This window comes from Paracoccus marcusii (assembly GCF_006151785.1).
Lineage (GTDB): Bacteria > Pseudomonadota > Alphaproteobacteria > Rhodobacterales > Rhodobacteraceae > Paracoccus > Paracoccus marcusii.
Genome location: NZ_VDDD01000116.1, coordinates 1 through 10,305, shown reverse-complemented (window position 1 = coordinate 10,305; position 10,305 = coordinate 1). Strand labels below are relative to the sequence as shown.

The window sequence follows — 10,305 nt, the reverse complement described above, 5'->3', positions numbered from 1 at the left end:
CTGCCGCGCATCAGCCACGGCCGCATCCGGCGCGCCAGCAGGAATGCCGCCGCGTCGCCCGCGCTGGCCCCCAGCACCGCGCCTGCGCCGATCAGCCCCAGGTTCAGGTGCCCGGTCCCCGTCAGCGCGCCCGCCGCCACCAGCACCGCCGAGGTCGGCACCGGGACCATCATGCAGGACAGGAACGCCATCGCCCCCACCAGCGACGGCCCCCAGACCGGCAGCAGGGCCGTCAGCTGGGCGATCATCCCAGCACCCGCATGGCGCGCGTCAGCCCGTCCAGCGTCAGGGGCAGCATCCGGTCGGGAAAGACCTGCTGCACCATGCCGATGGATTGGGTGTATCCCCAATGCGCCTCGGGGACGGGGTTCAGCCAGACATGGTCGGGCCAGGCCCCGGCAAGGCGCTGCAGCCAGACCTGCCCGGATTCGGGATTCCAGTGTTCGTTGGCCCCGCCCGGCACCGCGATCTCGTAGGGCGACATCGATGCGTCGCCCACCACGATGCATTTGTAGTCGCGGCCATAGCGGTGCAGCACGTCCCAGGTGGGCGTCTGCGCGTCCCACCGGCGGCGGTTGTCGGTCCAGACGCCTTCGTACAGGCAGTTGTGGAAATAGAAATGCTGCATATGCTTGAATTCAGCGCGGGCGGCGCTGAACAGCTCGTCCACGACGCGGATATGGTCGTCCATGCTGCCGCCCACGTCCAGGAACAGCAGCACCTTGACCGCGTTGCGCCGTTCGGGCCGCGTCTGCACGTCGATATAGCCGTGGTCGGCGGTGGCGCGGATCGTGCCGGGCACGTCCAGCTCGTCCGCGGCGCCGTGGCGGGCCCATTGGCGCAACCGCTTCAGCGCGACCTTGATGTTGCGGGTGCCCAGTTCGGCGGTGTCGTCGAAGTCGCGGTACTCGCGCTTGTCCCAGACCTTGACGGCGCGGCGGTGGCGGCTGCCGTCCTGGCCGATGCGCACGCCTTCGGGGTTGTAGCCATAGGCACCGAAGGGCGAGGTGCCCGCGGTGCCGACCCACTTGTTGCCGCCCTGATGGCGCCCCTGCTGTTCGGCCAGCCGCTTGCGCAGCGTATCCATCAGCGCCTGCAGGCTGCCCAGGCCCTGGACCTGCGCCTTTTCGTCGTCCGACAGCAGCTTTTCGGCCAGCTTCTCCAGCCACCCTTCGGGCAGGGCGCGGGGGTCCAGCAGGTCGCCGACATCGACCTGCTCAAGCCCCGAGAACGTGTCCGAGAACGCGCGGTCGAAGCGGTCGATATGGCGTTCGTCCTTGACCAGCACCAGCCGGGCCAAGCCGTGGAACCCCTCGACCGTCATGCCGTCCAGGCCGGCGCCCATGCCCTCCATCAGATCCAGCCATTCCCGCAGCGAGACGGGAACCCCGTGCCTGCGCAGATTGTCCAGAAAGGGCAGGAACATCAGCTCATCCGATGAACGATGATCGTGGCGACAACGCCGATCATGGCCAGGCCAAGCGCGAATGCCACCGCATACTGGATGCGGTCGGCGCGGGTGCCGCCCAGCTGGCCGGCGCGGCGCCAGCCCAGGATGGCACCGATGATGACGGCTGCAATGACGATCATGACGGTCCTTCCCGTGGCACCCAAGGCCCCCAGCAGATACCGTGCCCGGCCCCCGCCCGCAACCGCGACCGCTTGTCCCCGCGCGGCCGTGCCACTAGCGTCGCCACCGGGACGGAGGATCGGCATGCAGGATTTCGGGGATTACGACTATATCATCGTGGGCGCGGGCTCGGGCGGGTGCGTGCTGGCGAACCGGCTGTCGGCCGATCCCGCGAACCGGGTCCTGCTGCTGGAGGCGGGGGGGCATGACAACCGCTTCTGGGTGCATGTGCCGGTGGGCTATCTCTATGCGATGGGCAACCCGACGCTGGACTGGTGCTATCAGACAGAACCGGAACCCGGTCTGAACGGGCGGCGCCTGAACTATCCGCGCGGGCGCGTTCTGGGCGGGTGTTCGTCAATCAACGGCATGATCTACATGCGCGGGCAGGCGGCCGATTACGACCGCTGGCGGCAGATGGGCAATGCGGGCTGGTCCTGGTCCGACGTGCTGCCGCATTTCCGCGCGACGGAGCGCCATTACGAACCGGCCTGCGACATCCACGGCGATCAGGGCGAATTGCGGGTCGAACAGCAGCGGCTGCGCTGGCCGATCCTGGACGCGGTGGCCCAGGCCGCGCAGGAGCTGGGCCTGCCCGCCAACCCCGACTTCAACCGGGGCGACAACCTGGGCGTCGGCTATTTTCCGGTCACGCAGCGCAAGGGCATCCGCTGGAACGCAAGGAAGGCCTTCCTGAACCCCGCCCGCGGCCGCCCCAACCTGCGGATCGAGACGGATGCCCAGGTCCTGCGCCTGCAGATGGACGGCCGTCGCGTCACGGGCGTCCTGTTCGACCAGCACGGCCAGCGCCGGCTGGCGCGCGCGCGGGGCGAGGTGATCCTGGCCGCGGGCGCGATCAATTCGCCCGCGCTGCTGGAACTGTCGGGCATCGGACAGCCGGATCGCCTGGCGGCCCTGGGCATCGCGCCAGTCCATGCCCTGCCGGGGGTGGGCGAGAACCTGCAGGATCACCTGCAGCTGCGCACCGTGTTCCGCATCCGCGGCGCGCGGACGCTGAACGACCGGGCGCGAACGATCTGGGGCAAGGCCGGCATCGCGCTGGAATACGCGTTGCGTCGGACGGGGCCGATGGCGATGGCGCCCAGCCAGCTGGGGATATTCGCGAAATCGTCCGATGCGTTCGACACGCCCAACATCGAATATCACGTGCAGCCGTTGTCCCTGGGCAAGTTCGGCGACCCGCTGGACGATTTTTCGGGGCTGACGGTGTCGGTCTGCAATCTGCGGCCCGAAAGCACGGGGTCCGTGCACATCACCGCGCCCGATCCCCGGACGGCCCCCGCCATCGCGCCGCGCTATCTGACGACCGAGGGCGACCGACAGGTGGCCATCGACAGCCTGCGCCATGCGCGCCGCCTGATGGCGACCGCCCGCATGGCCGAATTCGCGCCCGAGGAGCACAAGCCGGGCGCGCATCTACAAAGCGACGCCGATCTGGCGCAGGCGGCGGGAGAGGTCGGCACGACCATCTTCCACCCGGTCGGCACGACGCGCATGGGGTCGGACCCGATGGCCGTGGTCGATGCGCAGCTGCGCGTGCACGGGCTGTCGGGCCTGCGCATCGCCGATGCCGGGGTGATGCCCGCGATCGTGTCGGGCAACACCCATGCACCGGTCACGATGATCGCGGACAAGGCGGCGGGGATGATCCTGGCGCGTTAGGTTAGCATTTCGCGGAACGCGTGCCAGCTGGCCTTGGGGGTCCGCACCATCGTGTCATAGTCCACATGGACCAGGCCGAAGCGCGGGCCGTATCCCCAGCCCCATTCGTAATTGTCCAGCAGCGACCAGTAGAAGAACCCGCGCACGTCCACGCCCTGATCCATCGCCGCCTTGGTCGCGCGCAGGTGATCGCCGATGAACCGGATGCGGGCCTGATCGTCGGTCGGCACCTCGGAGGCCATGCCGTTCTCGGTGACATACAGCGGCAGGTTGCCGGTGTGGTCGCGCGCCAGGCGGGTCAGGAATTCGGTCAGGCCCTCGGGGCGGATCTCCCAGTCCATCTGGGTCTTGGGCAGGGGGCCCGGCACCTCGGAGGCGTGGGGCCACAGCCCGTCGTTCCGGGTGTACAGGCGCCGGGTGTAGTAGTTGACCCCCAGCCAGTCCAGCGGCTGCGCGATCAGGTCCATGTCATCCTGCCAGCGGTCGGGCAGATGCGGACCGATCCCGGCCAGCGCGGCGTCCGGGTATCCCTGGCCCATCAGCGCGCGGATGAACCACTGGTTATAGATCGCGTCCTGCGTCTCTGCCGCCTGTTCCGCCTCGGCGGAGTTGTCGGCGGGGTGGCTGGTCTCGAAGTTCAGCACGATGCCCAGGTTCGTGGCGCCATCGGCGCGCAGCGCCTGCATCGCGGTGCCATGGGCCAGCAGGACGTGGTGCATGGCGCGGCTGGCGGCGCGGATGTCACGCAGGCCGGGGGCGTGGTGGCCGAGGAAATGCGACAGCCAGGCGATGCACCACGGCTCGTTCAGGGTGGCGGCCGATGCCACGCGGTCGCCGATGCGGGCGTTGATCGTGGTGCACAGGTCCGCGAAACGCTGCGCGATGTCGCGGTTCTGCCAGCCGCCCTGCGACGACAGCGCCGCGGGCAGATCCCAGTGGTGATAGGTCAGAAAGGGCTTCAGGCCGCGTTCCAGCATGCCGTCGACCAGCTTGTCGTAGAAATCCAGACCATCGGGGTTCACCGTCACCCCGTCCGGCATCACCCGCGCCCAGGAGGTCGAAAAGCGATAGCCGTCAAAGCCTGCGTCGCGGATCAGGTCCAGGTCCTGCGGCCACAGCCGCAGGTGATCGCAGGCGCGGCTGCCGTCGCTGTCATCCATGATGTTGCCGGGCGTGGCGGCAAAGGTGTCCCAATGCGACGGGCCCGCGCCGGCCGTGCCCTCGATCTGATAGGCCGAGGTGGCGGCGCCGAAGGTGAAACCTGCGGGAAAGTCGGTGCGGGGCGGCAGCATGGGTGATCCTCCTGATGGCGCAACCATGCTGGCATGTCCGCGCGGGGCGGGAAAGGGGTCAGGCGCCGCCGTTCACACGCGGGGCGCCATCTGCCGCCAGGCAAAGGCCAGAACGAAGACCGCGGTCAGGATCACGATGATCGTGGGGGCGGGCGCGCTGTCCAGCCAGAAGCTGGCCCAGATGCCTGCCAGCGCGCTGGCCACCGCGATGGCGGTCGCCAGCGCCATCATCACCGCCAGCCGGCGGGTCAGCAGGAAGGCGATGGCGCCGGGCGCGATCAGCAGGCCCACGGCCAGGATGATCCCCACCGCCGACAGCATCGCCACGACCGACGCGGCGATCATCGCCAGCATCCCGTAGTGCAGCCAGCCTACCTGCAGGCCCGACACCCGCGCCTGCACCGGATCGAAGGCCAGCAGCGCGAAATCCCGCCATTTGAGCAGCAGCGCCAGCGTCACCACGGCGGCGATGGGCAGGGCTTGGGCAAAATCGCCCGGCCCGATGCCGAGAATGTTGCCGAACAGGAGATGGTCCAGATGCACCCCGGGCGGAAAGACCGTGAACAGGATCAGGCCGACGGCGAACATGCCTGCCATGACCACGCCAAGCGCGGTGTCGGACTTGATGCGGCTGTTGGCGTCCAGCCAGCCCGAGGACAGCGCGCAGACCATGCCCGCCGCGAAGGCTCCGACCAGCAGCGGCAGGCCCAGGGCATAGGCCAGCACGATGCCCGGCAGGACCGCGTGGCTGATCCCGTCGCCCATCAGCGCCCAGCCCTTGAGGACCAGAAAGCAGGACAGCAGCGCCGCCGGGATGGCCACGATCACCGCGATCAGCGCCGCGTCCGCCATGACGGGAAAGGTGAAGGGCAGGATCAGCGCATTCATGGCTGCGTCCGCACGGCATCGCGGGCGCGGCGGCGCGTGGCGCGCAGCCCGTGGGTGGGGGCGAAGGTGAAGGCTGCCAGGAAGATCAGCGTCTGCAGCGTCACGATGATGCCGCCCGTGGCCCCGTCCAGGAAGAAGCTGGCATAGGCGCCGATGGCCGAGGTCGTCGTGCCGATCACGACCGAGATCACGATCAGCCGCGGAAAGCGGTCGGTCAGCAGATAGGCCGTGGCCCCCGGCGTCACCACCAGGGCGATGACCAGGAAGGCGCCGACGGTCTGCATCGCCGCCACCGTCGAGGCGGCCAGCAGGGTGAAGAACAGCGCCTTCATGCGGTTCGGGTGCAGGCCGATGGTGCGGGCATGCGTTTCGTCGAAGAAGACCACCATCAGGTCGCGCCATTTCATCAGCAGGATCGCCAGCGAGACGCCCGAGATCAGCACCAGCTGGATCACGTCGCCCGGCGCGATGGCCAGGATGTTGCCCATGGTGATCGCCTGCAGGTCCACCGCGACCGGGTTCAGTGACACCATGAACAGCCCGATGCCGAAGAAGCCTGTGAAGATCAGGCCGATGATCGCGTCCTGTTTGAGCCCCGTGCGGGTGTTCAGGAACAGCATGGTCAGCGCCGCAAGTCCACCCGACAGGAACGCCCCAAGCGCGAAGGGCAGGCCCAGCATGTAGGCCCCCGCCACGCCCGGCACGATGGAATGGGACAGCGCGTCGCCGATCAGGCTCCACCCCTTGAGCATCAGGTAGGCCGACAGGAACGCACAGACGCCCCCGACCAGGGCGGAGACCCAGATCGCGGTCGCCATGTAGCCATAGGTAAAGGGCGTCAGGGCCAGATCGATCATCGGGCGTCGCGCGCGGGGGTTTTGCACCCCCGCACCCCCGCAGGGTATTGGGGCAAAGGAGAAATGCTCATGCGCCGCCCCCCGTCCGGTGACGGTCGTCGTAGAAGATCAGCGGGCGTTCGTCGTCGGTGAAGACGTCCACGTTGCGCGCGTCCGCGTCGGCATGCAGGTCGGTGCCGCCCAACATGAAATGGCGCAGCGTGCCACCAAAGGCCTGGCGCAGGTTGGTGGGTGTGAAGGTCGTCTCGGTCGGGCCGAAGGCCAGCACCGTGCCTTTGACCAGCACAACGCGGTCGCAATATTCAGGGACCGAGCCCAGATCATGGGTCGAGACCAGCATCACCCGGCCTTCGTCGCGCATCTGGCGCAGAAGCGTGATGATCGTCTGTTCGGTCTGCACGTCGACGCCGGTGAAGGGTTCGTCCAGCAGGATCACCCGCGCCTCCTGCGCCAGCGCGCGGGCCAGGAAGACGCGCTTTCTCTGGCCACCGGACAGTTCGCCGATCTGGCGGGTGGCGTAATCGGTCAGTCCGACGCGGGCCAGCGCATCGGTCACCGCCTGTCGGTCTGCAGGGCGGGCGCGGCGCAGGAAGCCCATATGGCCGTAGCGGCCCATCATCACCACGTCGCGCACCAGCACGGGGAAGGTCCAGTCGACCTCCTCCGCCTGTGGGACATAGGCGACCAGGTTGCGCGACAGGGCCTGGCGCACGGTCAGGCCCAGGATGCGCACCTGACCCGTGGCATGGGGCAGCAGGTCCATCAGCGCCTTGAACAGCGTCGATTTTCCCGCGCCGTTCACGCCGACCAGCGCGGTGACCGAGCCCTGTGGCACGGTGAAGCTGGCTTGCGCCAGGGCGCGGTGGCCGTTGCGATAGGCAACCGTCAGGTCGCCGACCTCGATGCCCAGGGGGTCGCGCTGGGTCTGAGGGTCAGCCATCGGCCAGCGCGTCCACGATGGTCTGCGACGTGACCCGCAGCAGGTCCAGATAGGTGGGCACCGGCCCGTCCGTGTCCGACAGGCTGTCCACATAGAGGACGCCGCCATAGTCCGCCCCGGTTTCCGCTGCGATGCTGCGCGCCGGACGGTCCGAGATGGTGCTTTCCGAGAAGATCACCGGCGCGCCGGTGTCACGCATGGCGTCGATCAGGCCACGGACCTGCTGGGGCGTGCCCTGGCCTTCGGCGTTGATGGGCCAGAGATACATCTCGGTCAGGCCGAAATCGCGGGCCAGATAGCTGAAGGCGCCTTCGGAGGTGACCAGATAGCGACGATCCTTGGGCAGGGCCCGGGCGGCGTCGCGCAGCGGGCCCACGACATCGGCGATCTGCTGCTTGTAGTCGTCCGCATTCGCGGCATAGGCGGCGGCATTGTCGGGGTCGGCCTGGGCCATCGCGGCGGCGATGTTGTCGACATAGATCCGCGCCGAATCCAGCGCCATCCACGCATGGGGGTTGGGCTTGCCTTCGTAATCGCCGCTGCGGATCGGCAGGGGGTCGATGCCCTGCGTCACCGTGACGATGGGCACGTCGCCCGCACGGTCCAGGTATTGCTGCGCCCATCCGTCCAGATTCAGCCCGTTGACCAGGATCAGATCCGCATCGGCGATGCCGATGATGTCGCGCGGGCTGGGTTGATAGTCGTGGATCTCCGCCCCCGGCGGGGTGATGGATCGCACCTCGGCCAAGTGGCCGCCCACGTTGCGGGCCATGTCGGCGATGATGGTGAAGCTGGTGGCGACCTGCAGCTGGTCGGCGGTCGCATGGGTCGGGATCAGGAACAGGAATGGCGTCAGGAATCGATACATCGCATCCTCCAATGCCCCTGTTATCTGCGAACGGTTCGCAACTGTCAACAGTTGAGAACCAGTTGCAACTGGACCCCGGCTGCGGCAGAATGCGCGGATGACCAGACGACGAGCGGACAGGTTGGAGCAGGCGTTGCGGGATGCGGGGGTCCGCGTCACGCGCCAGCGCGCGGCGCTGCTGCAGGTGATCGCCGCGGCCGACGACCACCCCGACGCGGCCGAGCTGCATGCCCGCGCGGTCACCGCCGGGGCGGGGGTGTCGCTGGCCACGGTCTATCGCACGCTGACGACGCTGCAGGCGCAGGGCGTGATCGAGAAGCTGGAATTCCAGGGAGAGCCCGCCCGCTGGGAGGCCGCCGACCAGCGCCACCACGACCACATGATCGACGTGGACAGCGGCGAGGTCATGGAGTTCACTAACGAACGGATCGAGCGCCTTCAGGCCGAGATCGCCGCCGAGATGGGATATGACATCATCCATCACCGGCTGGAGCTGTATGTGCGACGGCGCTGATGCAGGTGTTCGACAAGATCATCAGCGACCGGGGGTCGCGCTATGCGGTGTCGGGCGGGCCTGCCGCCGACCGGGCGGCGGTGGCCGCGATGCTGGCCGAACTGACGCGGGTCAAGCGGTTCCAAAAGGCCACCCATCACAGCTGGGCCGCCATCCTGGGCGGAGAGGGCGTCAAGGATGATGATGGGGAAAGCGGCGCAGGGCAGCTGATCCTGCAGATGCTGGACCGCGCCGGCCTGCAGGATCATGTGGTCATCGTCACGCGCTGGTACGGCGGCAAGCATCTGGGCGGGGACCGGTTCCGGCATGTCGCCGATGCGGTGCGCCATTACCTGCGGGAGATGGGGGCGGGCTGACCCGGCGACGGGTCACCCCCTCGGTCAGGGCCGGAACATCACCTTGCCGGTGCGGCCCGGCGTCAGGGCGGCGGTGACGGCCTGGGTCGGTTCGTCCAGTCCGAAGGTGCCGCCCGCGGTCAGGTCCAGCTTGCCGTCCATGACCAGCCCGATCAGTTCGCCGAACATGCGCTGGCGATCCTCTGCCGGGGTGGCGGGCATCACCTTGGCACCCCAGAAGCCCTTGACGGACAGGTGCTTGAAGATGATCGGCCCAGCAGGCAGCTGCAGGTCCTCTCCGGTGGTCGAACCGAAGGTGACCAGCAGCCCCTCGGTGCCCAGCAGGTCGACCAGCCCGGCCGCGACCGCGCCGCCCACGGAATCGACCGCCGCGCGGGCGCCGTCCTTGCCGATGATCGCGCGGGCCTTGGCCACCCAGTCCGGGTCGCTGGTCGAGATGACGTCGGTCATGCCCATCGCGGTCAGTTCCTCGACCGCTTCGGGGCGGCGGACCAGGTTCAGCAGGCGCACGCCGCGCGACTGCGCCAACACGGCCATGATCTTGCCCACCGCGCCGTTGGCGGCGGTCTGGATCACCCAGTCACCGCGCGATACGTGCAGGAATTCCAGCAGCGTGATGGCGCTGAAGGGCATGGCGATCAGCTGGGCCGCGGCCGCGTCTGGCATCTCGTCGGGGACAGGGATTGCGCCGGCGGCCTGGGCCACGGCGTATTCGGCCCAGGACCCCTTGAGGCCCGCGACGGCGACGCGGCGGCCCTTCAGGGCGGGGTCGACGCCCGGGCCGGTCTCCTCGACGATGCCCACGGCCTCGCTGCCGGCGGTGGCGGGCAGGTCGGGACGCACGCCGTAATTGCCGCGGATGGTCCACAGGTCGTGATTGTGGATGGGCGACAGAAGCACGCGGACCAGCAGCTCGCCATCCTGCGGGGCGGGACGGTCGGTGTCGGTCGACTGCAGCACGTCGGCGGGTTCGCCGAAGCGGTCATGGGTGACGCTGCGCATAAGATATCCTTTCGGTCCTGTTCGTTGCAGCTGACCTAGGCATTGCCCCCCGCCGTTGCCAGTGCCGGCGCGCAGGCGGCGACAGGATGACTCCGCGTCAAGCGGCCCGTTCGGCGGGAACCTCGCGGGCCAGCGCCCGCGCCTCGGCCCGGTCCAGGGCGGCCAGGATCTGGTCGATCGTGGCCCCCCGCGCCCGCTGCCGCTGCCAGATGCGCAGGCAGGATACGGGCGACCAGGGCAGTGCGGCGCGGCTCAGCCAGGCGCGCAGCGGCGGA

General features: G+C 68.7%; 13 protein-coding genes. 3 read left to right on the top strand and 10 right to left on the bottom strand.

The genetic code is table 11. The features are described from left to right. The 3 genes from FHD68_RS15015 to FHD68_RS19070 form a co-directional block, all read right to left on the bottom strand. A partial coding sequence (locus tag FHD68_RS15015; RefSeq protein WP_425277551.1) for a DedA family protein occupies window positions 1-248 on the bottom strand: 248 nt, incomplete at its 3' end. Next, window positions 245-1,426 carry a vWA domain-containing protein gene (locus FHD68_RS15010; protein WP_127897990.1) on the bottom strand — a complete coding sequence of 394 codons (1,182 nt, stop codon included), beginning with the start codon at window positions 1,424-1,426 and terminating at the stop codon, window positions 245-247. The genes FHD68_RS15015 and FHD68_RS15010, both read right to left, overlap by 4 nt. Next, window positions 1,426-1,590 (bottom strand): hypothetical protein, encoded by a 165-nt coding sequence (locus tag FHD68_RS19070; RefSeq protein WP_164871398.1) that lies wholly within the window; start codon window positions 1,588-1,590, stop codon window positions 1,426-1,428. Before FHD68_RS19070 ends, FHD68_RS15010 begins: the two co-directional genes overlap by 1 nt. A gap of 124 nt (window positions 1,591-1,714) precedes the next feature. Between FHD68_RS19070 and FHD68_RS15005 the strand changes: the two genes are divergently transcribed. Next, the gene (locus tag FHD68_RS15005) at window positions 1,715-3,313 is read left to right on the top strand and encodes a GMC family oxidoreductase (protein ID WP_045981514.1); all 1,599 of its coding nucleotides are present in this window, start codon (window positions 1,715-1,717) and stop codon (window positions 3,311-3,313) included. Here FHD68_RS15005 and FHD68_RS15000 read toward each other — a convergent pair. The 5 genes from FHD68_RS15000 to FHD68_RS14980 form a co-directional block, all read right to left on the bottom strand. Continuing rightward, the gene (locus FHD68_RS15000; protein ID WP_127897991.1) at window positions 3,310-4,605 is read right to left on the bottom strand and encodes a GH1 family beta-glucosidase; all 1,296 of its coding nucleotides are present in this window, start codon (window positions 4,603-4,605) and stop codon (window positions 3,310-3,312) included. The genes FHD68_RS15005 and FHD68_RS15000 overlap by 4 nt on opposite strands. A gap of 72 nt (window positions 4,606-4,677) precedes the next feature. Continuing rightward, window positions 4,678-5,493, bottom strand: a complete 816-nt coding sequence (locus tag FHD68_RS14995) for a metal ABC transporter permease (protein WP_127897992.1) — start codon at window positions 5,491-5,493, stop codon at window positions 4,678-4,680. After that, entirely contained in the window at window positions 5,490-6,350 is an 861-nt protein-coding gene (locus FHD68_RS14990; RefSeq protein WP_127897993.1) for a metal ABC transporter permease, read from the bottom strand. Before FHD68_RS14990 ends, FHD68_RS14995 begins: the two co-directional genes overlap by 4 nt. Before the next feature lie 67 nt (window positions 6,351-6,417). Beyond that, window positions 6,418-7,290, bottom strand: coding sequence for a manganese/iron ABC transporter ATP-binding protein (locus tag FHD68_RS14985; RefSeq protein WP_127897994.1), 873 nt, complete (start codon window positions 7,288-7,290; stop codon window positions 6,418-6,420). Beyond that, on the bottom strand, window positions 7,283-8,158 hold the full coding sequence (locus tag FHD68_RS14980) for a metal ABC transporter solute-binding protein, Zn/Mn family (RefSeq protein ID WP_127897995.1): 876 nt from the start codon (window positions 8,156-8,158) through the stop codon (window positions 7,283-7,285). The genes FHD68_RS14985 and FHD68_RS14980 overlap by 8 nt, the downstream gene beginning before the upstream one ends. Before the next feature lie 97 nt (window positions 8,159-8,255). Between FHD68_RS14980 and FHD68_RS14975 the strand changes: the two genes are divergently transcribed. Together FHD68_RS14975 and FHD68_RS14970 are read left to right on the top strand one after the other, a co-directional pair. Further along, window positions 8,256-8,672 carry a Fur family transcriptional regulator gene (locus FHD68_RS14975; RefSeq protein WP_127897996.1) on the top strand — a complete coding sequence of 139 codons (417 nt, stop codon included), beginning with the start codon at window positions 8,256-8,258 and terminating at the stop codon, window positions 8,670-8,672. After that, window positions 8,672-9,028: a YigZ family protein gene (locus FHD68_RS14970; protein ID WP_127897997.1), complete on the top strand. Its 357-nt coding sequence runs from the start codon at window positions 8,672-8,674 to the stop codon at window positions 9,026-9,028. Before FHD68_RS14975 ends, FHD68_RS14970 begins: the two co-directional genes overlap by 1 nt. Before the next feature lie 24 nt (window positions 9,029-9,052). Here FHD68_RS14970 and FHD68_RS14965 read toward each other — a convergent pair whose 3' ends face one another. Both FHD68_RS14965 and FHD68_RS19635 read right to left on the bottom strand, forming a co-directional pair. Beyond that, a complete protein-coding gene (locus FHD68_RS14965) occupies window positions 9,053-10,030 on the bottom strand; it encodes a zinc-binding dehydrogenase (RefSeq protein WP_045981522.1) in 978 nt (325 codons plus the stop codon). A 97-nt stretch (window positions 10,031-10,127) separates the two neighbouring features. Further along, entirely contained in the window at window positions 10,128-10,298 is a 171-nt protein-coding gene (locus FHD68_RS19635) for a DUF6525 family protein (RefSeq protein ID WP_280115177.1), read from the bottom strand. Window positions 10,299-10,305: the final 7 nt, after the last annotated feature.